Source organism: Synechococcus sp. MU1611 (assembly GCF_020514255.1).
GTDB lineage: Bacteria > Cyanobacteriota > Cyanobacteriia > PCC-6307 > Cyanobiaceae > Parasynechococcus.
The window spans coordinates 269,066-291,636 of the sequence record NZ_VTLC01000003.1; the positions used below are offsets into that span (position 1 = coordinate 269,066).

The 22,571-nt window shown below is 58.3% G+C and carries 31 protein-coding genes and 2 tRNA genes; 17 read left to right on the forward strand and 16 right to left on the reverse strand.

Going from position 1 to position 22,571, the window contains the following annotated elements; translation table 11 throughout:
* Positions 1 to 3: 3 nt before the first annotated feature.
* From hemL to FZZ92_RS08185, 3 genes are read left to right on the forward strand one after another with little or no spacing between them, the layout of a single operon-like run.
* Positions 4 to 1,305 carry a glutamate-1-semialdehyde 2,1-aminomutase gene (hemL, locus tag FZZ92_RS08175; protein ID WP_226423016.1) on the forward strand — a complete coding sequence of 434 codons (1,302 nt, stop codon included), beginning with the start codon at positions 4 to 6 and terminating at the stop codon, positions 1,303 to 1,305.
* 10 nt (positions 1,306 to 1,315) lie between these two features.
* Positions 1,316 to 1,780, forward strand: coding sequence for a hypothetical protein (locus tag FZZ92_RS08180; RefSeq protein ID WP_226422981.1), 465 nt, complete (start codon positions 1,316 to 1,318; stop codon positions 1,778 to 1,780).
* Positions 1,755 to 2,177, forward strand: a complete 423-nt coding sequence (locus tag FZZ92_RS08185) for a cytidine deaminase (protein ID WP_226422982.1) — start codon at positions 1,755 to 1,757, stop codon at positions 2,175 to 2,177. Before FZZ92_RS08180 ends, FZZ92_RS08185 begins: the two co-directional genes overlap by 26 nt.
* Before the next feature lie 237 nt (positions 2,178 to 2,414).
* On the opposite strand, the gene FZZ92_RS08190 is transcribed toward FZZ92_RS08185, so the two are convergent.
* Together FZZ92_RS08190 and FZZ92_RS08195 are read right to left on the reverse strand one after the other, a co-directional pair.
* Positions 2,415 to 2,882: a nucleoside 2-deoxyribosyltransferase gene (locus FZZ92_RS08190; protein ID WP_226398277.1), complete on the reverse strand. Its 468-nt coding sequence runs from the start codon at positions 2,880 to 2,882 to the stop codon at positions 2,415 to 2,417.
* Positions 2,882 to 3,139 (reverse strand): hypothetical protein, encoded by a 258-nt coding sequence (locus FZZ92_RS08195; protein WP_370631257.1) that lies wholly within the window; start codon positions 3,137 to 3,139, stop codon positions 2,882 to 2,884. The genes FZZ92_RS08190 and FZZ92_RS08195 overlap by 1 nt, the downstream gene beginning before the upstream one ends.
* A gap of 170 nt (positions 3,140 to 3,309) precedes the next feature.
* Between FZZ92_RS08195 and FZZ92_RS08200 the strand changes: the two genes are divergently transcribed.
* A complete protein-coding gene (locus FZZ92_RS08200; protein ID WP_115024021.1) occupies positions 3,310 to 3,570 on the forward strand; it encodes a hypothetical protein in 261 nt (86 codons plus the stop codon).
* 73 nt (positions 3,571 to 3,643) lie between these two features.
* Here FZZ92_RS08200 and FZZ92_RS08205 read toward each other — a convergent pair whose 3' ends face one another.
* On the reverse strand, positions 3,644 to 4,639 hold the full coding sequence (locus FZZ92_RS08205; protein WP_226422983.1) for a glycosyltransferase family 2 protein: 996 nt from the start codon (positions 4,637 to 4,639) through the stop codon (positions 3,644 to 3,646).
* Between the two features lie 256 nt (positions 4,640 to 4,895).
* Positions 4,896 to 5,393: a YajQ family cyclic di-GMP-binding protein gene (locus FZZ92_RS08210; RefSeq protein ID WP_115024024.1), complete on the reverse strand. Its 498-nt coding sequence runs from the start codon at positions 5,391 to 5,393 to the stop codon at positions 4,896 to 4,898.
* Positions 5,394 to 5,492: 99 nt separating this feature from the next.
* On the opposite strand from FZZ92_RS08210, the gene FZZ92_RS08215 reads away from it, so the two are divergent.
* Positions 5,493 to 5,909, forward strand: coding sequence for an MAPEG family protein (locus tag FZZ92_RS08215; protein WP_115024025.1), 417 nt, complete (start codon positions 5,493 to 5,495; stop codon positions 5,907 to 5,909).
* On the opposite strand, the gene FZZ92_RS08220 is transcribed toward FZZ92_RS08215, so the two are convergent.
* From FZZ92_RS08220 to ebsA, 3 genes are read right to left on the reverse strand one after another with little or no spacing between them, the layout of a single operon-like run.
* Positions 5,910 to 6,446, reverse strand: coding sequence for a DNA-protecting protein DprA (locus tag FZZ92_RS08220; protein ID WP_226422984.1), 537 nt, complete (start codon positions 6,444 to 6,446; stop codon positions 5,910 to 5,912).
* Between the two features lie 16 nt (positions 6,447 to 6,462).
* Positions 6,463 to 7,560 carry a phosphotransacetylase family protein gene (locus FZZ92_RS08225; protein WP_115024027.1) on the reverse strand — a complete coding sequence of 366 codons (1,098 nt, stop codon included), beginning with the start codon at positions 7,558 to 7,560 and terminating at the stop codon, positions 6,463 to 6,465.
* 26 nt (positions 7,561 to 7,586) lie between these two features.
* Complete coding sequence (gene ebsA / locus FZZ92_RS08230; RefSeq protein WP_115024028.1) at positions 7,587 to 7,955, reverse strand: type IV pilus biogenesis protein EbsA; 369 nt, start codon at positions 7,953 to 7,955, stop codon at positions 7,587 to 7,589.
* Positions 7,956 to 7,991: 36 nt separating this feature from the next.
* Between ebsA and FZZ92_RS08235 the strand changes: the two genes are divergently transcribed.
* Positions 7,992 to 8,729 (forward strand): SDR family oxidoreductase, encoded by a 738-nt coding sequence (locus FZZ92_RS08235; protein ID WP_226422985.1) that lies wholly within the window; start codon positions 7,992 to 7,994, stop codon positions 8,727 to 8,729.
* Here FZZ92_RS08235 and map read toward each other — a convergent pair.
* Positions 8,710 to 9,555, reverse strand: coding sequence for a type I methionyl aminopeptidase (map, locus tag FZZ92_RS08240; protein WP_115024032.1), 846 nt, complete (start codon positions 9,553 to 9,555; stop codon positions 8,710 to 8,712). The genes FZZ92_RS08235 and map overlap by 20 nt on opposite strands.
* A gap of 53 nt (positions 9,556 to 9,608) precedes the next feature.
* Between map and FZZ92_RS08245 the strand changes: the two genes are divergently transcribed.
* The 6 genes from FZZ92_RS08245 to gltX all read left to right on the forward strand — a co-directional run bounded on the left by FZZ92_RS08245 (position 9,609) and on the right by gltX (position 12,500).
* Positions 9,609 to 9,896 (forward strand): PepSY domain-containing protein, encoded by a 288-nt coding sequence (locus tag FZZ92_RS08245; protein WP_115024033.1) that lies wholly within the window; start codon positions 9,609 to 9,611, stop codon positions 9,894 to 9,896.
* 25 nt (positions 9,897 to 9,921) lie between these two features.
* Positions 9,922 to 10,398 (forward strand): 50S ribosomal protein L19, encoded by a 477-nt coding sequence (gene rplS / locus FZZ92_RS08250; RefSeq protein WP_226398280.1) that lies wholly within the window; start codon positions 9,922 to 9,924, stop codon positions 10,396 to 10,398.
* Between the two features lie 57 nt (positions 10,399 to 10,455).
* A tRNA-Trp gene (locus FZZ92_RS08255) sits at positions 10,456 to 10,528 on the forward strand.
* A gap of 37 nt (positions 10,529 to 10,565) precedes the next feature.
* Positions 10,566 to 10,754 (forward strand): hyperconserved protein Hcp, encoded by a 189-nt coding sequence (locus tag FZZ92_RS08260; RefSeq protein ID WP_006043540.1) that lies wholly within the window; start codon positions 10,566 to 10,568, stop codon positions 10,752 to 10,754.
* Between the two features lie 217 nt (positions 10,755 to 10,971).
* Positions 10,972 to 11,045, forward strand: a tRNA-Asp gene (locus FZZ92_RS08265).
* Positions 11,046 to 11,066: 21 nt separating this feature from the next.
* On the forward strand, positions 11,067 to 12,500 hold the full coding sequence (gltX, locus tag FZZ92_RS08270) for a glutamate--tRNA ligase (RefSeq protein ID WP_226422986.1): 1,434 nt from the start codon (positions 11,067 to 11,069) through the stop codon (positions 12,498 to 12,500).
* Here gltX and FZZ92_RS08275 read toward each other — a convergent pair.
* The 4 genes from FZZ92_RS08275 to wecB are packed head-to-tail and all read right to left on the reverse strand — an operon-like array spanning position 12,444 to position 15,627.
* Entirely contained in the window at positions 12,444 to 13,709 is a 1,266-nt protein-coding gene (locus tag FZZ92_RS08275) for a sodium:proton antiporter (RefSeq protein ID WP_226398282.1), read from the reverse strand. The two genes, gltX and FZZ92_RS08275, sit on opposite strands and share 57 nt — an antisense overlap.
* Entirely contained in the window at positions 13,699 to 13,944 is a 246-nt protein-coding gene (locus tag FZZ92_RS08280) for a hypothetical protein (RefSeq protein WP_115024038.1), read from the reverse strand. Before FZZ92_RS08280 ends, FZZ92_RS08275 begins: the two co-directional genes overlap by 11 nt.
* Entirely contained in the window at positions 13,944 to 14,546 is a 603-nt protein-coding gene (locus FZZ92_RS08285; RefSeq protein WP_226422987.1) for a DUF1643 domain-containing protein, read from the reverse strand. The genes FZZ92_RS08280 and FZZ92_RS08285 overlap by 1 nt, the downstream gene beginning before the upstream one ends.
* Positions 14,515 to 15,627, reverse strand: coding sequence for a non-hydrolyzing UDP-N-acetylglucosamine 2-epimerase (gene wecB, locus FZZ92_RS08290; RefSeq protein ID WP_226398284.1), 1,113 nt, complete (start codon positions 15,625 to 15,627; stop codon positions 14,515 to 14,517). Before wecB ends, FZZ92_RS08285 begins: the two co-directional genes overlap by 32 nt.
* A gap of 198 nt (positions 15,628 to 15,825) precedes the next feature.
* On the opposite strand from wecB, the gene FZZ92_RS08295 reads away from it, so the two are divergent.
* Complete coding sequence (locus FZZ92_RS08295; RefSeq protein ID WP_226422988.1) at positions 15,826 to 16,932, forward strand: type IV pilus twitching motility protein PilT; 1,107 nt, start codon at positions 15,826 to 15,828, stop codon at positions 16,930 to 16,932.
* Here FZZ92_RS08295 and FZZ92_RS08300 read toward each other — a convergent pair whose 3' ends face one another.
* Positions 16,933 to 17,109 carry a chlorophyll a/b-binding protein gene (locus tag FZZ92_RS08300; RefSeq protein WP_115024352.1) on the reverse strand — a complete coding sequence of 59 codons (177 nt, stop codon included), beginning with the start codon at positions 17,107 to 17,109 and terminating at the stop codon, positions 16,933 to 16,935.
* Between the two features lie 42 nt (positions 17,110 to 17,151).
* Positions 17,152 to 18,225, reverse strand: coding sequence for a tRNA (adenosine(37)-N6)-threonylcarbamoyltransferase complex transferase subunit TsaD (tsaD, locus tag FZZ92_RS08305; protein WP_226422989.1), 1,074 nt, complete (start codon positions 18,223 to 18,225; stop codon positions 17,152 to 17,154).
* 77 nt (positions 18,226 to 18,302) lie between these two features.
* Between tsaD and FZZ92_RS08310 the strand changes: the two genes are divergently transcribed.
* Together FZZ92_RS08310 and psaJ are read left to right on the forward strand one after the other, a co-directional pair.
* A complete protein-coding gene (locus FZZ92_RS08310) occupies positions 18,303 to 18,779 on the forward strand; it encodes a Photosystem I reaction center subunit III (protein WP_115024045.1) in 477 nt (158 codons plus the stop codon).
* A gap of 32 nt (positions 18,780 to 18,811) precedes the next feature.
* Positions 18,812 to 18,928: a photosystem I reaction center subunit IX gene (gene psaJ / locus FZZ92_RS08315; protein ID WP_006850741.1), complete on the forward strand. Its 117-nt coding sequence runs from the start codon at positions 18,812 to 18,814 to the stop codon at positions 18,926 to 18,928.
* Positions 18,929 to 19,013: 85 nt separating this feature from the next.
* Here the strand turns inward: psaJ and gmk are convergent, their stop codons facing one another.
* Positions 19,014 to 19,571: a guanylate kinase gene (gmk, locus tag FZZ92_RS08320; RefSeq protein WP_115024046.1), complete on the reverse strand. Its 558-nt coding sequence runs from the start codon at positions 19,569 to 19,571 to the stop codon at positions 19,014 to 19,016.
* 86 nt (positions 19,572 to 19,657) lie between these two features.
* On the opposite strand from gmk, the gene FZZ92_RS08325 reads away from it, so the two are divergent.
* Together FZZ92_RS08325 and tatC are read left to right on the forward strand one after the other, a co-directional pair.
* Positions 19,658 to 21,337, forward strand: coding sequence for an NFACT family protein (locus FZZ92_RS08325; RefSeq protein WP_115024354.1), 1,680 nt, complete (start codon positions 19,658 to 19,660; stop codon positions 21,335 to 21,337).
* A 125-nt stretch (positions 21,338 to 21,462) separates the two neighbouring features.
* On the forward strand, positions 21,463 to 22,167 hold the full coding sequence (gene tatC / locus FZZ92_RS08330) for a twin-arginine translocase subunit TatC (protein ID WP_226398342.1): 705 nt from the start codon (positions 21,463 to 21,465) through the stop codon (positions 22,165 to 22,167).
* On the opposite strand, the gene FZZ92_RS08335 is transcribed toward tatC, so the two are convergent.
* On the reverse strand, positions 22,148 to 22,564 hold the full coding sequence (locus FZZ92_RS08335) for a DUF3067 family protein (RefSeq protein WP_115024048.1): 417 nt from the start codon (positions 22,562 to 22,564) through the stop codon (positions 22,148 to 22,150). The two genes, tatC and FZZ92_RS08335, sit on opposite strands and share 20 nt — an antisense overlap.
* Positions 22,565 to 22,571: the final 7 nt, after the last annotated feature.

Consider the following 22,571-nt stretch of genomic DNA (forward strand, 5'->3'; position numbering starts at 1 on the left):
CCAGTGACAGCTCCCGCGTTGAACACCAGCCATTCCGAAGCCATCTTCGGAGCAGCACAGGCCCTGATGCCCGGAGGCGTCAGCTCCCCTGTGCGGGCGTTCAAGTCGGTCGGCGGTCAGCCGATCGTGTTCGATCGGGTCAAGGGTCCCTACGCCTGGGACGTGGATGGGAATAAATACATCGACTACATCGGCAGCTGGGGGCCTGCTATCTGCGGCCACGCCCACCCCGAGGTGATCGCAGCACTGCAGGAGGCGGTCGAAAAGGGCACCAGCTTCGGAGCTCCTTGTGCCCTGGAGAACACCCTGGCCGAGATGGTGATCGACGCTGTTCCCAGCGTTGAGATGGTGCGGTTTGTCAACAGCGGTACGGAAGCCTGCATGGCTGTGCTGCGACTGATGCGCGCCTACACCGGCCGCGACAAGGTGATCAAGTTCGAGGGCTGCTACCACGGCCATGCGGACATGTTCCTGGTAAAGGCTGGTTCCGGAGTGGCAACCCTTGGGCTGCCCGATTCTCCAGGCGTGCCCCGCAGCACCACCGCCAACACCCTGACGGCTCCATACAACGATCTAGAGGCCGTTAAAGCTCTGTTTGCAGAGAACCCCGACGCCATCTCTGGCGTCATTCTCGAGCCGATCGTCGGTAACGCTGGTTTCATTCAGCCGGAACCGGGCTTCCTCGAGGGGCTACGCGAACTCACCAAGGAGAACGGAGCTCTGCTCGTGTTCGACGAAGTGATGACGGGATTCCGGATCAGCTACGGCGGCGCCCAAGCCCATTTCGGTGTCACCCCAGACCTCACAACCATGGGCAAGGTGATTGGTGGTGGTCTGCCCGTTGGCGCCTATGGCGGCCGCGCCGACATCATGGGAATGGTGGCGCCTGCAGGCCCGATGTATCAGGCCGGAACCCTCAGCGGTAATCCCTTAGCGATGACTGCAGGTATCAAGACCCTTGAATTGCTCAAGCAGCCCGGTACCTACGACAAGCTGACCGCCACCACCCAGAAGCTCGTGGCGGGCATCAAGGAAGCAGCACAGGCCGCCGGCGTGCCGATTACAACCGCCAGTGTCAGCGCCATGTTCGGCTTCTTCCTCTGCGAAGGCCCTGTGCGTAACTTCGAGGAAGCCAAGGCCACGGATTCGGAACGGTTCGGCAGGCTGCACCGCGCCATGCTCGAGCGGGGCGTCTATCTCGCACCTTCCGCCTTCGAAGCCGGCTTCACCTCCCTGGCGCACTCCGACGCCGACATCGAAGCCACGATCAATGCCTTCCGCGAAAGCTTCGCGGCCGCGGCCTGATCCCGCCGTGGTGGCCTCAGCACCTCCGCCCCCTCCACTGGTCTGCACCATCCAGACCGTGGAGAGCCGGTGGTCAGACCAACCCATTCCTGGCATTCGTCAGCTTGAACAACAGCAATTCCAGATTGATCGGGGTGGTGGCAAACCCAGCATCGATCCGGCCACGGTGATCGAGAGCAGGCTCACACCTCTGGTGGAACGATTCAGCAGTTCCGGTGTTGAGCAGATTGAACGCTCAGGGATGACCTATCACTGGTCCTACGAAGCCCCCTTGGGTCCTCTCCAATTCAGCAATGGCGGGGGATCAACAAGCCCAGGCCGCGACAGTCGTGTCGCCGTGAGCGGCGATCTGATTATCGACGTGCAAAACGGTTTCAAACTCAGTCAGCAATCCCGCCTAACCCAATCCGGTGGGACACAAACCCTGAGCAGCCTTCTTGAAACAGCCCATGGCTCCTGCCGCGAACAACGCTGAGGCGCTTCTGGTGCAGGCTCGGCAAGCCGCCAAGCGTGCCCATTGCCCTTATTCGAACTTCCATGTGGGTGCCGCCGTGCGGTGCGAAGACGGGAGCGTGATCGACGGCTGCAACGTTGAAAACGCCAGCTATGGACTGAGCATCTGCGCGGAGCGCGTTGCGCTGTTTACTGCCATCAGCCTGGGCAAACGACCAATTGCACTGGCCGTGAGCTGTATCGATGCCCAGACCGATGCCTTGCCTAACTCACGCATGCCATGCGGCGCTTGCCGCCAGGTGATGCAAGAACTCCTTCCGAGCGATGCCCATGTCAGCATCGACGGTGTTGGCACCATGCAGCTTGACCAACTTCTCCCAGCACCATTTCAGCTTGGCGCGCCAAACAGCAATCGATAATTACAAAAATAAATTCGAATCAATTGATCAACAGGGCAACATTTTGATCAAGATCATTACCCATACAACTAAGCCTCGCACAGTCGAATCAAAAGACACATGAAAACACCTCAAACAAAATTTCATCGCTCCCGCCAGCACCACAATAAGCTTCTAGAAAAACAATATTTCTATTAATTTTTACCATTCAGCCCAAAAAGAAAACACAGAACTACGCTGTTGATTCGCAGACAAAAATCAAGAGTGAGCCCAGCGTGCCAAGGCTTTCTGAGGATCACTAATTTCAGACAAGTCGCTATAAACGTACTGCGGCCATTCAACCTCTGGAAGGCCTGCAAATAACATCAAATTGAGTGGATATTCTTCAGAATCCGTACAGCGACGGAAGTCATCCCGAAACAGGAATGTTGGCTTACCAAGAGCAATCGCGGCACCAAGTTCCACCATCACCCCTTCATCAGGTGGCGTTCCATTCACGATCGCGAACAGGGCATCAGCATCACGCACATCCTGCAAGTCCCGCTGGGCAACGCGATAGGCCCAACCGGGTTCCGCCAAATTCACCTGACCATTTCGCGCAAAGGGCTCCCACACCTCTAACCCCAGGGCTTCCAACGCCCCGATGAACTCTGGCAACAACAGCCGCTTCCACTGGGCGGAAAAGCCGTAAGGAGACGCCAAATAAATCGTGCGCAAGGACGTCATCACAGCCCACGCGAGGAGCGATAGGCCTGCTCATCCGCACGAGCCTTTTCGAGGTTTTCCCAGGGGAACACCACCCATTCCGACGACTCTGCAACCACGGCTGCCGTCCACCAGTTAGGACAGCTCTTGCTAACCCACACGGCAAAGGATGCCTGAGGCACCTGAGTCTTCAACACCTTCAACGTGCGCCCGGTTTCATAGACATCATCCACAATCAACGCCGATTGTTCTGGTGATGACAGCATGGGGCGATCCATGGCATGGCTCAGTGCAACCGCGAGGCAAAGCCCCCCTCTAGGGACCCCGTAAACCCCGGTCACCGCTGAATTTGCAAACCGTGAAGCCAACAGCTGCACAGCCTGATCAAACTGGGCCCAGCTAAGGATCTGCATAGCCGGAGAATGGCACATCAACGCTGTAATGCACTTTGAGCCGAGACGTCCCCCCCCAGGAGCAAACCCGCAAATGGTTTCGCAGCCATCTGCTGAACCGGGAGCTGGAATTGCAGGAGCTGTATGACCTGCCGCAAGGAGAACTTGATCTTCTGATGGCCGAAACCGCAGAGATCCGCTCGGACACAGAAAACCGATCCCGCAGTCACGGCCGCTGGTGCACAGCGGGCTATGTGCTGGAACTCGCCCGGATCATTGACGGGCGACGGGCCCGAGATCATGACACTTTCAGGTAAATCATTCGATCATGCCGTGAACGATGACTCTGACCACCAAGTTGAGATGCAGGCCTACAACCACCCTTCAGGCTTACGAGCCATCTCTAAACATCAACAACGAATCCCGAGCATTTTCAATAAATCCAAGCCATGACCGACGAAATTTAAAATCACCACGAAGCAATTTCAGCACTCTTTTCTGATAGCTGACCTTATGTGGGTCAGAAGCAAGCAGTTGCTGCGTCGCCCTAATCTCTCGATCAATCGTGCGATGCCGATACACCTTTTGGATCTTCACAACGCTTTCGCGAAGCTCTTGTTTGGCCGCCTCTGGGTCACCATCAACATTGTCCCGAAGATGATTCAACATGGACCGATCCAACGACATGCAGTAGGGGTCGATCTGCTCGGGCATGGAATCGAGAACATTTAATAGGAATGCCACACGAGCATGACGGCTTGGGAAATCCATCGAATCATTATTCGCATTCAGATTCACCTGCTTACGCCCTGAACTCTGTGCAAGAGTTCGCTTAACCACACCGCCTTCTTTCAACAGGAGATCATCCAGACCACGGAGGTAGTAGTGCTGAACAGGAAATTGTTGACCCTGGTCAACACCAAGGCAACGACCGGATCCATGGGTGTTAGATGCATGAAGACGAAGCCGCTTAAGTGCAGATGTTTTGACGATTGATTTCACCTGGGGGAAAACAAAAAATCTCTTTTGAGCAGACTCAAAGAAATCATCATCCATGGATGCTGTCAGTCTCCATGGCATCAGGAGAGATTCAATATTTTCCTCTTCAAGGAATCGGAACAAACCTGGATGCAAGTATTCATCAGCATCAATAACAGCAACATAATCCTCTCGAATCAGATCCTGAACACTGGAAATCTTTTGCCCTTCAGACTCATGGAATTGAATCTCATTTTTTGCGAATATCTCTCTGCACAATGGCGCCGCTCCTGGAGCAATCACAGGATAAAAAGCGTCAACACCAAGGCGACGATGATGATCAATAAAAGACTGCAAGTAAGGAGCCTCGCCATCAAAAACACGAACCGCGATGGCGTAACTACCCACTAAAACAAAGAAATTTAATTCAAATTACCACAACATGTCCCTTGGAAACATGTTGCCTCAAGGGCTTGCGTCATGGAATCCAAGCCTGCCTGCATCAAGAGACACTCCTGGGGATCCCCGCATCCATGCAACCAATCTCCACGAGTGGGGCGGTGAATCAACATGCTTTTGTTAGTGCAGGCATGATCGTTGCAATACATCCCAAGCCATTCGTCGGCTTTGGATCAACTCAACATCAGGCCCTGCATCCGTCTGATCAGCGATAGTTCTCAAACTGTAGAGGTACATCAAGTTCATCTTCTTTGCTCTTTACAAGTTGAATAGCAGCCTGAAGATCGTCCTTATTCTTACCCGTGATCCGCACACTTTCACCCTGGATTGCAGCCGTCACCTTCTTCAGTTCGTCACGCACCATCTTGCTTAGTTTTTTAGCAATCTCCTGACTAAGGCCCTTACGCAGCTTCACCACCTGCTTCACCCGATTTCCCCCCGCCGTTTCAGGAGTTTGAAAATCAAAAATTTTGAGTGAAAGGTTGCGTTTGGTCGCTTTGGTTCGAAGCACATCCTCCACAGCTTGAAGCGTCATATCACTGGCTGTGGTGATCACCAGCTCTGTCTCTTCCAGATCAATCTCAGTGTTGGAATCCTTGAGGTCATAACGGTTGCCCACATCGCGACGCACCTGATCGAGGGTGTTCACCAGCTCCTGACGGTCAAAGTCAGAGACCACGTCGAATGAATACGTACTGGCCATGTCGCGAGCGTGTCGATCGTCCAGCTTAGAAAGCCACCGCCCCCTTCAAGGTTGCAGTCATCCAAGGCCCGTTATGGTCGCCGGACCTGATCGAAATCGATGACTCCTGCGTTTGCCTGGGCCCTCTGTCTGATGGGAGGAGTCGTGATGGTGAGCATCGTGCTTACCGGCGCCGGAAGGGCCAAAGCAGACTTCACCATGGCTGATCTGCAGGCACCACGGGCGATGTTTGAGCGGCTGCCCGCCTTCGGTCAGCGCGCGGTCTGGGCACAGGAGAACAGCTGGGAAGCTCTCACTCTGGGTGCCCCTGCGATGCTGTTGTGTCTGATCAGTGGTGTCAGCAGCACCAGTGCAATCGCTGCAGCGTGGATCTGGCCAGGCATCCGTTTCGTCTATCTGTTCGCCTACGTCGGCAATGTGCCTCCCCTTAGGGGACTCTGTTGGGCGACTGGGGTGACGGCCGTCGGCGTCTGCTACGTCGAGGGGCTACGGGCCGTGATCAGCGCCGCTGGCTGATCAGTCGAAATAAAGAAGACTCACCACCTTCCCCATATCTTCTGCCGTTCGCGCACTTGCAAGCAGCGTTTCACTGTCATGAAACGCGAGGCAGATCAACTGATCACAGCGGTTGATGATCTCCTGATTGCACAAACTGCTGGCCATGGGCAAAGGCAGATCGTCCTGCTCGGGCTTATCAACAAGGTGCAGCACACGATCCAGGAGATCACGGATTTCAGGCACCTGCCGATCGAGGCTCTGGGGCAACAAAACCGTGAGCTTGGAGGGATCCACCTCCAGACATCCGCGAATCACCGCAGCGTTTACCCCCTGGGATCCTGATGTGAACAGGGAATGCCCTTCCTGAACGAGAGAGCGTGCCACCAACTCGATCAGATGAACCGCAACAACGGGGACATGGCGGCTACCAAGGATGGCGATCCTTCGCTGACTTTTGTCCTGCAACAGTGCAAGTTCCTGCGCCAGGGTGTCAACCCGATCGAGAGCTGGCAGATCCAGTGACTGACCCAAGGAAAACCCGCCGCCTGATTTCATCGGAAGCTAGCAACCATCAGGCGTGTTGAACCGTCAGATTCAATGCACTGAAGAGCTGATCCAGCTTGCAGTGCTCTTCCACAAGACGGAAGGCATAGGTCGCCTTCACAGCTTCATGCAGCCGCACATGTCCGAAGGCCTGCTCAATCACTTCCACCGTGGCGAGCGTGTCGTGCTCCACCTTGAGGAGGGGCACATCCAGCTCTTCAGCGCGGTTGATCAATTGAGGGAGAGGTTCCCCCGCTCCAGTCAGGATCAGGCACTGGGTTGAAGCCTCCAGAGCAGCCAGCTGGATATCAGTGCGATCCGCACCCGTGACGACAGCCATGTTGCGTCGTTTGCGGAAGAACTCCATGGCTGAATTCACATTCATCGCGCCAATACTCAGGGTTTCCACCAGCAGTTCTTGCCGTTCTGGGCAGCAAATCACCCGCGCATTCAGCCGTCTTACCAACTCACCGACGGTGACGCTGCGCAGCAATGGGGAACGCGGCATGACCCCGAACACCTGCAAGCCCAGGCCCTGCAAGGCAGGAACCACCTGACGCTCCAAGCTCTCGACCTCCTCGGGGGTGACAGCATTCAGGACGACACCGACCAGGCGATCTCCAAGGGTCTGCTTGGCCGCCAGAAGAGCATCCACGCTGCGACTGTCCTGCCACAGGTGCACCAGCACGACCTTGGCATCAAGACCTGTCGCCAATTGCGGCAGGCTGAGGCCATACAGCAGCCCCTCCTGCAGGCTTCCCGCGCACTCCAAAAGGGTGAGTCCTTCGCCGGCCTCTATTTGCTGCCGCAGTTCATCGAAACCTTCGCCTGCATCCAGCTCGCCCAGGCCAAGGCGCTGGGCAGCTGTTGTCGGAGACAGCAGATGCATCGATGGAATCAGACGCTCCGACGGCAGATTCAGCGTTTCACCAACAAAGCGAACGTCATCGTCGATGAGGGGTTCCGGCAACGGCCCCTGGTTTGGATCCCAATCCAGGCTGGTGGCCAAGGGCTTTCCAAAGCGGATCTGCTGTCCGGCTCGCGCAAGCTGCTGGGCAATTCCCAGAACTAGGGCCGACTTCCCACTGAACGGCTCGCACGATCCGATCAACAGTGTCGTTCCCATAGAGGTGATGCCTGTCATCAATGAATCTAGGCCTGCTCAGGAGCATCACTGCGCTCAATCAACAGCCACTGCCAGAACCCATCGGGGAGGTCCGGCTCCGATCGCTGCGGATGAGAGCGATCCATCAGCCAGGCCACCAGTTGATGAGTCACCAGAGAGAAATCAACATCCCCCTCTGTATGACCAGGAAAACGGAGTTCGCATTCCAGCCTCTCCAGGGGCGCAGCGACCCCGTTCCAGCGGAGTTCATAGGGGTATCCATCCATTCCGGCAACGGGACGCCGCCCCTCCAATTCACCGCGACGCAGGATCTGCAGGGCTGCGGCGAGATCCTGCTCACGACTGACACCACCGCAATAGGGAGCAAACAGAACCAGTTGGGCAGCATCTGACACAGCTGGTGTTGGGTTCCTGGTTCAGTCGATTCAAGGATGCCCCAAGCTGGCCCCATGGCCCAGTCCCCCTTCCACGGCCGAACCATCGGCATCACAGGCGCGCGCGGAGCTCTGGGCGTAGCCCTCTCCCGTTGCTTTCGTGGCGCAGGCGCCCACGTGATCGGTTTCACGCACGGTGCGACACCTCCAGAGCAAACGGATGGCCCCCACCGCTGGGTGAGCTGGAGCTGCGGCAACGAAGCCAGCCTGGACGCCGATCTCGCGGACATCGATGTTCTAGTTCTCAACCATGGAATCAATCCTCAGGGCGACCAAAGCCCTGACGTGATTAATCAAGCCCTGGAGATCAACACCCTGAGCAGCTGGCGGCTGATGCAGCGTTTTGAGGCCATCAGCAGAACCTCAACCCGGGGTTGTCCAAAAGAAGTGTGGGTCAACACCTCAGAAGCGGAAATTCAGCCTGCCGTCAGTCCGGTGTACGAACTCACCAAACGAATGTTGGGTCAGCTGGTGAGCATCCGTGGTGCTGTGCTCGATCCATCAGGGCGCGAAGCCCTGATCATGCGCAAGCTTGTGCTCGGCCCCTTCCGCTCATCGCTCAATCCCATTGGGGTCATGGGAGCCGATTTCGTTGCTGAACAGGTGCTGCGCCAAGCCGGCTGGGGGTTTCGCCTCGTGATCGTGACCCCAAACCCACTGACCTATGTCTTGATGCCCCTGACCGAGCTCGGACGGAGGATCTACAGCCAGATCCTCAGTCGCCCCGATCAGTGAGGATCTCGCACCCGTCGCTGGTGACCAGAACAGTGTGTTCCCACTGCGCGGAAAGCGATCCGTCGCGGGTGACGACAGTCCACTGATCTCGGAGTGTGCGGCATGCCTTACTGCCAGCATTGAGGATTGGCTCAATGGCCAGGGTCATGCCGGGACGCAGGGTGACGTTAGGAAGCTCATCGGTGCGGAAGTTGAACACGGAGGGTTCTTCGTGCAGGTTCCGGCCGACACCGTGGCCGGTGTAATCCTCCACGACACTGAAACCGTTGGCCTTGACGTGGTCTTCAACCGCTCCAGCGATATCCAGCAGGGTGTTACCGGCTTTGACTTGGCTGAGACCAGCCATCAAGGACTCCTTGGCAACACGGCTCAACGTCTGAGCTTCCTCGGGGGCATCACCCACGCAGATCGTGATGCAGCTGTCGCCGTGGTAGCCCTCGAAGTACGCGCCGGTGTCAACTTTCAGCAGATCGCCCTGCCGGATCACCCGCTTCGCACTGGGAATGCCATGCACCACCTCGTTGTTGATGCTGGCGCAGATGCTCGCTGGAAACCCGTGATATCCCTTAAAGCTCGGGGTCGCGCCCATTTCCCGAATGCGTTTTTCGGCGTAGGCATCGATATCCCCAGTGGTTTGACCAGGCTCCACCATTCCCATCACTTCGCGGAGCACGGTTGCAACGATGTGACTGGCTTGGCGCATGATCTTCACCTCGCGCGCCGATTTGATCTCAACACCTCGACGCTTCTGGATCCGCGGCCCGGTTGCTGTCACCTGCCCCTGCGCAGCCTGGGTGGATGCCAGAAGATCAGCAAAGAGATTCATGGCTCAACCGAATATCCGTCACGCTATCAACAGCAACCGAATTGATGCCGGTCATGACGCTGCTTGTGCGCTTGCGCGAACTGCACCGAAGCGTTGCACCATTCGTTCTGGCGCCACTGCTGGTGACGGTGTTCTCCGGCGTCAGTTATCGCTTGGCCCGTGATTGGTTCGGAGCGAGCCGCGAACAGGTGCACTGGTTGATGGTGGTGCATGAAGGGGAATGGCTTGGATCCACGCTGGAACCGGTCGTCGTGCTTCTCAACGCAGTTGGCCTGTTGTGGATGCTGATCACAGGCGCAGTGCTCCTGATCGAACGATGGCGCCGGAAGGTACACTCATAGTTTGGCGATTCAACGCGGAGCTGGGATGGCAGCCGATTCGAAGGACACAGTGGTGACCGACGAGAACACCGAAGCGGCTGTGGATACAGCACCTGAGGCCTCAGAGGCGAAGCCCAACAAGGCTGCTAGCTCTCCAACAAAAAAGCTGAGCGCCGAGGCTCTTATTCGCGGCTTTGAGACGGCTCAGCAGAAGGATGATCTTCCTGAGATCTACGTGGGCGACACGGTTCGTGTTGGCGTGCGGATCAGTGAGGGCAACAAAGAACGCGTGCAGCCCTACGAGGGCGTGGTGATCTCCAAACGCCATGGAGGCCTCAATCAGACCATCACGGTGCGGCGGATTTTCCAAGGCATCGGTGTCGAGCGGGTGTTCATGGTTCATAGCCCCCAGGTGGCTTCCATCAAGGTGGAGCGGCGCGGTAAAGTGCGCAGGGCGAAGCTTTTCTATCTGCGGGAACGGGTGGGCAAGGCCACCCGCGTGAAGCAGCGCTTCGATCGCTGAGGTTTCGACCTCGTTCAATCAGTTGCCAACAACGTTGGCTTAGGGGTTCATCGCCTTGCGCCGTTAGTTCAGTTGGTAGAACGCAGGTCTCCAAAACCTGATGTCGGGGGTTCGAGTCCTCCACGGCGCGTCCGATGTTCCCCTCGTGCAGTTTCCCGGTTCTGAGCATGGAGTTGGATCTTCAACCTGGTGATGTTGTGAAGGTGTTGGAGTCAGCCGCCCTTGGCTGGGTCCGAGCCCGAGTGATACGCGTCAAATCTGGCGGCCGTGTGGTCGTTCAAAGTGATCAAGGTCGTGAGTTCACCGCTCGTGGCAATCAGGTTCGGCTGATTGAACCAGCTGGATTCCGCCCCTGAACTTTGTTCTGTCGGTTTTCAACCGATGTGAGCTGCTTGTCCCGACGACACAGTCGTCGGGATTTTTTTAATGGCAGCGATCTGATGACAAATAAAGCTTCTTCCTCACTTCATGTTGTTGACGGAGGGCAGGGCGACGGTTGATACTGATCAGGTCGCCAAGGCGACTCAGGTCAAGCTGTTCTGAGGAACACTCCTAAAAAGCTTGCTTTGATCTGGGACCGTAGTTCAACCGGTTAGAGCACCGCCCTGTCACGGCGGAAGTTGCGGGTTCGAATCCCGTCGGTCCCGTTCTCACCACCAAGAGCATCGATGGTGCGCGTTCGATTGGCCCCTAGCCCAACGGGCACGCTTCATATTGGAACGGCGCGAACAGCTGTTTTCAACTGGCTTTACGCCAAGCATGAGCAGGGAACATTCGTGCTCCGCATCGAAGACACCGATAAAGAGCGATCAAAACCGGAGTTCACCCAGAACATCCTTGAGGGCTTGCAATGGCTCGGGCTCAACTGGGATGAGGAGCCCGTCATCCAGAGCGAACGGGTCTCCCAGCATCGTGAGGCGATTCAGTCCCTGCTCGATCAAGGATTGGCCTACCGCTGCTACGCCAGCGAATCGGAACTCACGGCCATGCGCGATGCGCAAAAAGCCTCCAACCAGGCTCCGCGCTACGACAACCGTCACAGGAATCTGACACCGGATCAGAAGCAAGCCTTTCAGGCGGAGGGGCGTGAATCAGTGATTCGCTTTCGGATTGATGACGCCGCCGAGATCCGCTGGAACGACCTGGTGCGTGGCGCCATGAGCTGGCGCGGCTCAGACCTCGGCGGAGACATGGTCATTGCCCGTCGGGCACCAGCCGACGTGATCGGAGACCCTCTTTACAACCTTGTGGTGGTGGTGGATGACGCCGCCATGGAGATCACCCACGTGATCCGCGGTGAAGACCACATTGCCAACACGGCCAAGCAACTGCTCCTTTACGAGGCGCTAGGTCTGCCGTTACCCACCTTTGCCCACGCCCCTCTCATCCTCAATTCTGAGGGACGCAAACTCTCCAAACGAGATGGCGTGACGTCCATCAATGACTTCCGCGCCATGGGATACACCCCTGACGCCATTGCCAACTACATGACCCTTTTGGGTTGGTCCGTTCCGGAAGGCATGGAGGAACGATTCAGCTTGAGCGAGGCCGCTGCCGTCTTCAGCTTCGAGCGTGTCAACAAAGCAGGTGCCCGCTTCGACTGGGACAAGCTCAACTGGCTCAACGCCCAGGTTTTGCATGGCTGGACATCGGAGCATCTCCTGAAAAAGCTGACACCACTTTGGGCTGGGCGCGGTTGGGAGCAACCCAACAGCAACAGTTGGAGCCTCGACCTCTGTGCCTTGCTGGGCCCGTCGCTCACCCTGCTGAACGACGGCGTCGATCAGGCGGCACCGTTCTTTGAATGTCCTGAACTCCAGGAGGATGCTCTTGAGCAACTGGCGGTCGACGGAGCGAAAGCGGCCGTCACCAACCTGATTGAGCGCCTTGAGAGCAAACCATGGGATGGCATGGATACCGATCAAGCCAAGGCCTGGTTGGGGGATGCCGCCAAAGCAGCCGGTGTGAAAAAAGGAGTGGTGATGAAATCCCTGCGCGCCGCATTGCTTGGGCGTCTTCAAGGACCGGATTTGATCACAACATGGTCACTGCTGGCCCGAATCGGTGAGGACCTGCCGCGTCTGCGGCGCTGCCTCAGCTGACATTGGTTCAACGTCATCGCCTTTGACCAGACCGAGAGCCCGAGCTAACGGTTGAGCAGTAAGGCCCTGCAGACCAACGGTCATCAGGATTGTCAGAAACACCAGCCCCTGAAGACGTCCAGCCCCCAAAATGCCGGCCTGTTCGAGACGTATGGCGAACAGTGAGGCCACTGATGCAGTAACGATTCCTCTAGGAGCGAGCCAACCCAGAAACAGGCGTTGCTCAAGGTTGTACGGAAGGCCAATTGTGGCCACCCCTACGCCGATCGGGCGCACTACCAGCATCAACGACAGCACACACAGAATCCCGCCCCAACCGAGCGGACTGAGTTCAGCCCAAGACACGTCAGCCGCCAGAAGCGGAAAGAGCATGGTGATCGCCAACTGCGCCAGTTCCTGAATCAGACCATCCAGTTCGGCGGTGTGCGGTCCTGGACGGCGACCGACGACGATGCCTGCTGCCACCGAAGCGGGAAGGGCTGATTCAGGCAGCAGCCACTCACTGACGCCGTACATCAGAAACAGCAAACCCAGGCTGAGCTGAAGCGGTAACCCCTTCAACTGATCGGGATTGAGTCGTCTCAGGACCTCTGACAAGAGCCAGCCGACGCTCCCGCCGATCAGCACACCGCCACCCAATCGATACAACAGGCCGAGCATGACCTCACGCCAGCCATGCAGATTGCCAATAGCAAGCTCCAACAGCAACAGGGCTAAAACAGCGCCGATGGGCTCAAGGACCAGTCCTTCAGCCTCAAGAACTTCACCCAGAGGCGGTGCGAGCCGAATCTGACGCACCAACGGGGTGACCACCGTTGGCCCCGTGGCTAGCACGATGGCGCTGAAGACGGCGGCAAGCGACCAGCTGAGGCCAGCAAGCCAATGGGCCGCCACCAGACCACCTCCAAGGGAGATCAACAGGCGTAGGGCTGCGATGCGCTGCACCGTGGCCTTGATCGTGTCACCGGGCAGGCGGAGATTGAGTCCGCCGTCGAACAGCACCAGGCTGACCAGCAGACCCACCACAGTCCCAAGCCCGGAGCCAAGGTCGAGGGGTTCCACCCAACCCAAACCCGAGCGACCGATCAGCAGCCCAGACAGGAGCAGCAGAACAACTCCAGGCAATCCAGACGTAGCCGCTAGAAGGCGCGCCGAAGCACCCGAGAACACAGTGACGCCCCAGAGGAGGCCCAGACGCTCAGGCGTCATCGACGGAGGAGAACTGAGGTTCCACGCGCACGCCAATCACAGCCTGGGGCCGAACGACCAGATATTCACCCTCCAGATCGCTGATGGGAACGTTGACGAAGCCGCCCTGCGTCTCGGCATTGACCAAACCTTGGTACCACTCCTGAAAGGTCTCGAGTTTCGGGAAGAACACGCGCTCGGTCTGCCCTCCCACAAGGTGGAGATGGACGGCATAACGGCGAGGCGTGCGGGACATCAGTGCGGAAGGACATCCGTCATGGTTTTCACAGGATGACGGATCGGTTCAGGGTCTGCCCAGAGAAAAGGGTGAAGACCTGCCCGTCGCGGGGCATAAAGCGGATGGCGTGGCTGTCCCGAGGCCGTCAACCCCAACATCAAAGGGTGAGGAGAATCGGGAACAGATCGTTTGCGCTCAGCAAGCAACTGTTGAATCCCGTCAAGAACGGCCTGAGCCCGATCCAGTCGCGCCCCATTCACCCCCCAACCGCACCAGAGATCGACCCCAGGCATCAGGGACCAGTGGTTGAGCCATCGCATCAGGAAATAGTCGTTCCGAACACCAATTGGATCCTTCACCCTGAGCAGCGCCGCAGGCGATGGCGAGATGCGAGCAAACAAATTGAGAACGACCAATTCCCGATATCCCCATTCCCTTGTGAAGCCAATCAATCGACGCAGGGTCGGGTCATCGCGCTGTCCATCAGCCCTTGAGGGGTTCAGTCCGATGAAAAGCAGGCAACCCTCCCCAGCGCCCAGGCAACGCCGCAGCCACCAGCGATAGCAGCCATCGCTGCTCAGCAGCGCCTCAGACTCCGAGGTGGCGGCAACACCGCTCAAGAATGCGTTCGCTGGCGTGACCATCGCCGAAGGGATTAACGGCGCGGGACATCTCTTCATAGGCCGTGGGATCCCCAAGCAGGCGCGAGGTCTCTTCCACAATCACATCGGGATCGGTGCCCACCAGCCGAGCCGTTCCCGCATCAACGGCCTCCGGCCGCTCCGTGGTTCGCCGCAAGACCAGAACAGGTTTGCCGAGCGCAGGAGCTTCCTCCTGGAGACCGCCGGAATCGGTCAGCAGCAGGCAGCAGCCTTTCATCGCCGCAACAAGCCGGTCGTAATCCAAAGGTTCGGTCAGAACGACACGGGGATGACTCCCCAGAAGAGCTTGCAATGGCTCACGCACCGTTGGATTGCGATGCATGGGCAGCAGGAGGGCCGTGTCGGGGTATCGATCCAGCACCTGCAGCATGCCTGCAGCGATGTCATGGAGACGATCACCCCAATTCTCCCGCCGATGCACGGTGGCCAGGATCACCCTCTGTTGGGCCCAGTCGAGTCCATCGAACTGGATATCCGGCGCCGATTCCGCCATCAGCAACAACGCATCGATCACTGTGTTTCCAGTCACGGAGATCTCTCCGACAACACCGGATGCTTTCAAATTGGTTTCCGCCTTAGCCGTTGGCGCGAAGTGAAGTGACGCAATCTGAGAGAGCAGTCGACGATTGGCTTCTTCAGGGAAGGGGTCCAGAAGATTGTCGGTCCGCAGACCAGCCTCCACATGCCCAACCGGAATCTGCTCGTAAAACGCTGCCAGGCCAGCGGCAAAGGCCGTGGTGGTATCACCTTGAACCAGGACCAACTGCGGGGGATAGGCCTGAAAGTCTTCGCGCAGCCCTTGAAGCGCTGCACAGGTGACGTGCGTCAGGGTTTGGCGAGGCGCCATCAGGTTGAGATCCTGATCAGCTTGGAGATGAAATAGATCCATCACCTGGGCCACCATTTCACGGTGCTGACCGGTCAGGACGACCCGAGTCTTCAGCGCATTACAGGCCTGGAACATCCGGATCACCGGAGCCAGCTTGATCGCCTCCGGACGCGTTCCCAGAACGATCGTGACGCGGGGCTGTTCAGCCATTCCATCCAGACGGACCGCTGGAGTTTACGGGCGTCAACCCGGAGAGAACAGTGAGAAAACCTTGCCAGCCTCAGCATCGGGACGATCCTGAAGGGGAATCTCTCGCCATCACCGTGGCTCAGCCGGTTTTCCCCCCCCAGCTTCCCGCCGCGCCCGACGTCAGACCGGACCTCTAAGACGTCAGTACGGAGCCCTGCAGTGACTCCGGTCATCCAGAGCCCAGGGCCGAAAGCGGCGAAGGGTGGTTCTCCAAGCCTGGAAGAGATCGTTCGCATCGCCCATGAAGCCGGCCATTCCGATGTGCACCTGGGGGTTGGAGAAGTCCCGCGCTACCGAGCCCGAGGGGACATCCAGGGCACGGAATGGCCCGTGACCGATGCCGATGTTTTTCAGGGATGGCTCCAGGAAATCCTGACGCCTCAGCAAATCGATGCCTTCATCAGCGACAAGGAATTTGACGGCTCCCATGCTTTCGCCTTCGTGCGCGTGCGCATCAACCTGATGGATTCGCTGCGGGGGCCGGCAATGGTGCTGCGCCTGATTCCGCAGACAATCCTCAGCATGGAGCAGCTGAATCTCCCAAGCGTGCTGGAAGGTCTCGCGGCCCGTCCGAAGGGACTAATCCTGGTGACTGGACCGACAGGGTCTGGCAAGAGCACAACGCTGGCGGCCATGATCGATTGGATCAACCGCAACGAAGCTCGACACATCCTCACGATCGAGGACCCCGTGGAATTCGTGCACGAAAGTCGTAAGTCCCTCATCCGTCATCGCGAAGTGGGGTTGCACACGCTGAAGTTCCACAACGCATTACGGGCTGCCTTGCGGGAAGACCCGGACGTGATCTTGGTGGGCGAAATTAGGGATCAAGAAACGCTATCCACGGCGCTCGAAGCCGCGCAGACCGGCCATCTGGTCTTCGGAACGCTTCACACCAATTCAGCGGTCAAGACCGTGGAACGGGTCCTTGGCATGTATCCCCCTGAAGAGCAAGAGAGCGTGCGCCGGTCGTTGTCAGAGGCACTGATCGGGGTGATTGCCCAGGGACTCATCAAGACCACCGATGGGAAGCGGGCGGCTTATCACGACATCCTGATCAACACAGACGCCTGCAAGGACTACATCCAGCGGGGGGCTCTCGATGAGGTGGAGGAAATCATGGAACGCAGCGGCTTCGACGGGATGGTGACGACCAATCAATCCCTTCTGGCCCTGGTGGAGTCGGATCGGATCGAGGGAGATCAGGCTGTTGCCGTGAGCCTCAAACCCAATGAGCTGGCTCAAGCCCTACGGGGCCGGAGCTAATCAACCTCCGCTGAACACACGCACCAGCAGAACGACAGCGATCCCGGCAGACAGGCCGATCATCGCCAGGCGACCGTTCCAGATCTCAGCCTGAGGAGTGAAGCCCCGCTTCCAAGCATTCAGTTCTTCAGCCTCCACGGGCGCCGGGGAATCTGATCTGGATTCGGGTTGGTCCACGACGCTGGTGCCGAAGAGTGGGCATAAGCCTAAAAGGCTTTCTTAAAAGGGTGGATCTGTTGCATAAAGAGCATTGGCCTGGTCCAAGGGCCAGCGAGGGGCGACCCCTGATTCAAGAGACGTCGAGCCTGTGTTCTGGCTCAGGCGCATCAAGGCCGCTGCACCGATCATCGCGGCGTTGTCTGTGCAGTACGCGAGAGGAGCGATTGAGACAGCAATTCCCCGCTCCTGCCCGCGTTCAAGCATGCACTGGCGCAGGCGGCGGTTCGCCGCGACACCGCCCACCATCACCAGTTGGCCAACACCGTGGTCTTCAGCACAGCGGAGGCTGCGCTGCACAAGAACATCGGCCACCACCTGTTCGAAGCTGGCGGCTAGGTCTGCAAGAGGCAGTGGATCCGCTGTCTGTTGGAGTGTTTCGACCGTGCGGAGCATGGCGGTCTTGAGCCCACTAAACGAAAAGTCGTAAGGATGGAACCCCCCGCCCGGCAATGAAATCCGACCCTTAGGCAACTTGAAACATGTTGGATCACCCGTTTCAGCAACGGCCTGAATAGCTGGGCCTCCGGGATAACCAAGATCCAGTAAGCGAGCCACTTTGTCGAAGGCTTCGCCAGCGGCATCATCATGACTTCGCCCAAGTCGCTTCATGCCCCCGTCAACGGTCACAAAAATCAGTTCGGTGTGACCTCCACTGACCAGCAGCACCAGATAGGGAGCCTGAGGAGGGTCCTCTCCAAGCATCACCGAGGCCAGATGGCCCTCCAGATGGTGGATGCCGAGAAAGGGACGCCGGTGCAATGCCGCCAGAGTGCGGCCGGTCACCGACGCCACCATCAGAGCCCCGGCCAACCCCGGCGTGATCGTGGCTGCAATGGCATCCAGCTGACCCAAGGCCAGACCAGCCTCATCAACAACCGCCGCAATCAACCCAGGCAGGGCCTCAACATGGCGACGGGAGGCGATTTCTGGCACAACGCCACCCCAGCGAGCGTGCTCCTCCACCTGGGATGCAATCCGTGAGGCCAGCACTTCAATCCGACCGTCGTCATCACGACGAAGAACCGCAGCAGCGGACTCGTCACAACTTGTTTCGAGGGCAAGCACCGCATGCATCGAAGTGATGCCCCTCCCCTACTCTCCGACTTGTGACATCTTGCCCTTTCGGGGCACCGTTCAGAGGAATCGTTCCGATGCGTCGTCTCTTCGCCGTCGTGCTTTCAGCACTCCTGGTGTTCGGCTTCGCCCCCGTCGCGAAGGCGGATGTGGCTGGCCTCACACCTTGCTCAGAAAGTGCTCGCTTCCAGCAGCGTGCCGCTGCTGCCACAACGCCTCAGGCCAAAGCTCGCTTCGAGATGTACAGCAAAGCATCTTGTGGAGCAGATGGACTTCCCCATCTGATCGTTGATGGTCGCTGGAGCCATGCCGGGGATTTTGTCTATCCCGGGATCATGTTCCTGTACATCACCGGATGCATTGGTTGGGCTGGTCGTGAGTACCTGAAAGCCACCCGCGGCAAAAATGCCGCCAACTACGAAATTTTCATCGATCGCAGCATCGCCATCAAGAGCCTTTTGGCAGCAGCCACTTGGCCGCTGGCTGCTTTTGGTGAATTCACCAGCGGCAAGCTGCTCGAAGACGACAGCAAGGTGACTGTTTCACCTCGCTGATTAATACGACTTCAAACATTGCCTTCTCAAGAATGAACAAATTTCTTACAGCCGCACCTGTCGTTGCAGCCATCTGGTTCACAGCCACTGCTGGAATCCTGATCGAGTGGAATCGCTTCTTCCCCGATCTTCTGTTTCACCCAATGTGATTCACCTGGTGAACTTTGACCTACGTAGGGAACCTTCGGGTTCCCTTTTTTTATGCCTTGAACGTTCCAAGCAGCAACGTCGGGATCAGCTCAACTCCATCAGCGTCTCCACCTGCTGCAAAGCTGATTCAAGATCATCGTTGGTCACGACAGCATCGAATTCATGTTGAGCTTTGAGCTCCTCTTGAGCCCTGATCAAGCGGCGCTCAATGGCCTGCTCAGAGTCGGTTCCTCGCCCACGAATCCGTCGCTCCAATTCCTCAAAGCTGGGGGGAGCCAGAAAAATCTGGAAGCCGTCCGGGAAACTGCGACGCACCTGGCGAGCTCCCTCCAACTCAATCTCCAAGAGCACGGGGCGCCCCCCAGCCATCTGTTCCTCAACAGGATGGCGAGGTGTGCCGTAGCAATTCCCCGCGAATTCCGCCCACTCCAAAAAACCCCCTTCAGCCACCAAGGCCTCAAAAGCAGCACGGCTGTGGAAGAAGTAGTTGATGCCGTCCTGCTCGCCCTGACGCGGGGAACGGGTGGTTGCCGAGACAGACAACCAGATCTTGGGATGGCGTTCCAGAAGCTGGTTCACCAGCGTTCCCTTGCCGACACCGCTCGGCCCCGTGATCAAGGTGAGCTTTCCACTGGTGGACATCGCGGCGTCTGCGTGGGTCAGCAGAGTAGGAAGCACCACTGCCGCACCCGGTGCTCCCGGTGATCGCCTCCACCAGCCTTCAGCCCATGGATCTCACCACGCTTCGCGCGGTGCTCTGGGATCTGCGTCCAAGGCTGGTGCCCAGCCGTTTCGAAAAGGCCCAACAACCTGACCCGGGAACGATTCAACTGGGCTGTCGCAGCCTGAAAGGGATGGTATGGCTGGAACTCAGCTGGCAAGCCGAGGCACCTCGGCTGGTCGAGGTCAACCCTCCCCCGCGCAGCGGCAGCGGCAGCACCTTCGCGCAACAGTTGCAGCACAGCCTCCGTCAGCTGGCTCTCGTCGAACTCCACCAAAGCGGATTTGAGCGAGTCGTGGAATTCCGTTTCGCCCAGCGTCCGGGTGAACCGATTCACAGGATCCTCGTGCTTGAGCTGATGGGACGGCACAGCAACCTGCTGCTCCTCGATGAGCAACGCCGCATCATTGCTCTGGGAAGACAGGTTCGTGAGCATCAATCCCGCGTGCGCCCTCTCTCAACCGGCGATTCCTACAGCCCACCACCAACCCTTCAGGGCTTGGCACCCGATCGAACGGAAAGCTTTGAACGCTGGCAGGCTCGACTCTCTCTCGTCCCGATCCCACTGCGCAAGGCCTTTCAGCAGACCTACCAGGGCATTAGTCCAGCCCTGGCAGCACAGCTCGCCGGTGACAACCTGAACAAACCCGTGGACACCCTGGAGACCAACCAGTGGCGAGACCTCTATGAACGCTGGTGTCTGTGGTTGGACCAACTCCACCTTGAACAGTTCGCCCTCGTGGTTGAAAACGACGGGCGCTACAGGGTGTGGGGATCTCCCGATGCTGGTGTCAACCCACAACCCTCGTTAGCTCTCAAGCTGGGTTCTCTTCACCAGCAGTGCCTGGAACATCGCGCCTTGGCCAGGGTCAGCCATGAGCTACGACAACGCTTGGAGCGATGGCGAAGCAAAGAACAAACTGCCCACGATGACCAACGCCATCGCCTCGAGGCCACCGACGGACACGGGGTCCTTCAGAGCCAGGCGGATGCTCTCCTCTGCCTTGGCAACCCAAGCCGAGACCAGGTGGATGAAGCCCAATCGCTGTATCGCCGTGCCAAAAAACTGCGACGATCACGCCCGATCCTCGAGCAACGGCTTGAGCACCATCAGCAACGTCTTCAACTGATCAGTGAGAGCGAAACGTTTATCGAGGATCAACTGAGCGCGGAATGGCAGGACTACAAGGCACGACTCTCCGCCCTGAATGATCTGCGGGAGGAGCTCGAACAACTGTTGACGCCCAAGGAGCGCCGTCGCGATGCTCGACTGCAGCGTCGACAAGATCAGCCCAGTCCTCTGGAACTGATCACCCCAGGACGGCTCACGGTTCAGGTGGGGCGAAACCATCGCCAAAACGACTGGATTTCTCTTCGCCAGGCCCGAAGCGGTGACCTCTGGTTCCATGCCCAGGAATGTCCAGGAAGTCATGTGGTGCTGAAAAGCTCCAACGGACTTGCCGACGAAGCAGATCTGGCCATGGCGACGGATCTGGCCGCCTATTTCAGTCGAGCTCGTGGCAACAAGCAGGTGGCGGTTGTGATGGTTCCAACCGATCAACTGCAACGGATTCCCGGTGCCGCCCCAGGCACAGTGCGCCATGGTCAAGCTGAAATCCGCTGGGGTGAACCCCAGCGAGCGGAACAACGGCTGCTTGCCCCTAGCCTGAGCCCACAATCGGGCTGACCTGTTGCGCCGCCCGACCCGCGTCCGTGTCTGAGCGCCCCGACGGTCCCCCAGCCTTGCAGCCACCACCACCCATTCGCATTGGGAGGGCTCCTGGTGATGCTGATCTGCCGAATGAGGTGGAGATGCCCCTGGTGGACCACCTGGAAGAACTGCGTCAACGCGTGCTGCGCAGCCTGTTGGCCGTAGTGATCGGTGCACTGGTCTGCCTACTGGGCGTCAAGCCGCTGGTGCGGCTGCTCGAGGCGCCAGCCAGCGGCATTCATTTCCTCCAGCTCGCCCCAGGCGAGTTTCTGTTCGTCTCGCTCAAGGTGGCCGGTTATGCCGGACTCACCTTGGCCCTTCCCTATGTGCTGTTCCAAATCCTGGCTTTTGTTCTGCCAGGCCTGACAGTCCGCGAACGGCGCCTGATCGCCCCCGCCGTTGCTGGGTCAGCTGTTCTCTTCATGGCGGGCTTGGCTTTCGCCTGGTGGGCCCTCGTGCCGGCCGCACTGCGTTTTCTAGTGAGCTACGGCGCCGATGTCGTTGAGCCGCTTTGGTCGATCGAGCGCTACTTGGACTTTGTTCTTCTGCTGATGCTGGCGACCGGGCTGGCGTTTCAGCTGCCGGTGCTGCAGCTGCTCCTGGGTGCCCTGAGGCTGGTGCGCTGGCGGCCGATGCTTGGTGCCTGGCGCTGGGTTGTGCTGGGATCCGCCCTTGCTGGAGCCGTGCTGACGCCGTCCACGGATCCCATCACGATGTTGCTTCTCGCTGGAGCCATCACGGCGCTGTTTCTTATCGGAGTTGGCCTGGTGGCTCTGACCGAATCGCTCAGACCAGAAACTCCTTGATCAGCGTTTCCGCCTCTGGTCCTGACGCCTGCAGCGGAAGACTCAGCGCCTTCCCCAGACGCGGTTTATCACGGGTGGAAGCGAGCCAATCCCGCACCTCACCCGCCAAACCAAGACGATTCACAACATCCAACACTTCACCGAGATGCTGCCGATAGGCCTCGAGGTCCATTTGAAACGACTGTTGCTCCAGATAGGCCCACATCACCTGGAGGTACAAACGGCGGCGTCGAACCACCAGTTGAAGGTCGTAGGTAGCCCGCCAGCGCTGGCGTAGACAGCCAATCACCTCATCGACGCTGATTGGCGGCTGGGGCACGGCGTTGGTGATTTCAAGCACAGAAGCTGATGCGGCAGGTACAGGAAGACACCAGTCGTTGCAAAGCTTGACAGGCACTTAAGCA

Bases quoted from the DNA above. Each gene is read 5' to 3' on its own strand.
- FZZ92_RS08185 (WP_226422982.1), top strand. From the start codon at position 1,755: ATGGCTCCTGCCGCGAACAACGCTGAGGCGCTTCTGGTGCAGGCTCGG.
- FZZ92_RS08190 (WP_226398277.1), bottom strand. From the start codon at position 2,882: ATGACGTCCTTGCGCACGATTTATTTGGCGTCTCCTTACGGCTTTTCC.
- FZZ92_RS08195 (WP_370631257.1), bottom strand. From the start codon at position 3,139: ATGGATCGCCCCATGCTGTCATCACCAGAACAATCGGCGTTGATTGTG.
- FZZ92_RS08210 (WP_115024024.1), bottom strand. From the start codon at position 5,393: ATGGCCAGTACGTATTCATTCGACGTGGTCTCTGACTTTGACCGTCAG.
- FZZ92_RS08215 (WP_115024025.1), top strand. From the start codon at position 5,493: ATGACTCCTGCGTTTGCCTGGGCCCTCTGTCTGATGGGAGGAGTCGTG.
- FZZ92_RS08220 (WP_226422984.1), bottom strand. From the start codon at position 6,446: ATGAAATCAGGCGGCGGGTTTTCCTTGGGTCAGTCACTGGATCTGCCA.
- FZZ92_RS08225 (WP_115024027.1), bottom strand. From the start codon at position 7,560: ATGGGAACGACACTGTTGATCGGATCGTGCGAGCCGTTCAGTGGGAAG.
- FZZ92_RS08235 (WP_226422985.1), top strand. From the start codon at position 7,992: ATGCCCCAAGCTGGCCCCATGGCCCAGTCCCCCTTCCACGGCCGAACC.
- map (WP_115024032.1), bottom strand. From the start codon at position 9,555: ATGAATCTCTTTGCTGATCTTCTGGCATCCACCCAGGCTGCGCAGGGG.
- FZZ92_RS08245 (WP_115024033.1), top strand. From the start codon at position 9,609: ATGACGCTGCTTGTGCGCTTGCGCGAACTGCACCGAAGCGTTGCACCA.
- rplS (WP_226398280.1), top strand. From the start codon at position 9,922: ATGGCAGCCGATTCGAAGGACACAGTGGTGACCGACGAGAACACCGAA.
- FZZ92_RS08260 (WP_006043540.1), top strand. From the start codon at position 10,566: ATGGAGTTGGATCTTCAACCTGGTGATGTTGTGAAGGTGTTGGAGTCA.
- gltX (WP_226422986.1), top strand. From the start codon at position 11,067: ATGGTGCGCGTTCGATTGGCCCCTAGCCCAACGGGCACGCTTCATATT.
- FZZ92_RS08275 (WP_226398282.1), bottom strand. From the start codon at position 13,709: ATGACGCCTGAGCGTCTGGGCCTCCTCTGGGGCGTCACTGTGTTCTCG.
- FZZ92_RS08280 (WP_115024038.1), bottom strand. From the start codon at position 13,944: ATGTCCCGCACGCCTCGCCGTTATGCCGTCCATCTCCACCTTGTGGGA.
- wecB (WP_226398284.1), bottom strand. From the start codon at position 15,627: ATGGCTGAACAGCCCCGCGTCACGATCGTTCTGGGAACGCGTCCGGAG.
- tsaD (WP_226422989.1), bottom strand. From the start codon at position 18,225: ATGCATGCGGTGCTTGCCCTCGAAACAAGTTGTGACGAGTCCGCTGCT.
- FZZ92_RS08310 (WP_115024045.1), top strand. From the start codon at position 18,303: ATGCGTCGTCTCTTCGCCGTCGTGCTTTCAGCACTCCTGGTGTTCGGC.
- psaJ (WP_006850741.1), top strand. From the start codon at position 18,812: ATGAACAAATTTCTTACAGCCGCACCTGTCGTTGCAGCCATCTGGTTC.
- gmk (WP_115024046.1), bottom strand. From the start codon at position 19,571: ATGTCCACCAGTGGAAAGCTCACCTTGATCACGGGGCCGAGCGGTGTC.
- FZZ92_RS08325 (WP_115024354.1), top strand. From the start codon at position 19,658: ATGGATCTCACCACGCTTCGCGCGGTGCTCTGGGATCTGCGTCCAAGG.
- tatC (WP_226398342.1), top strand. From the start codon at position 21,463: ATGCCCCTGGTGGACCACCTGGAAGAACTGCGTCAACGCGTGCTGCGC.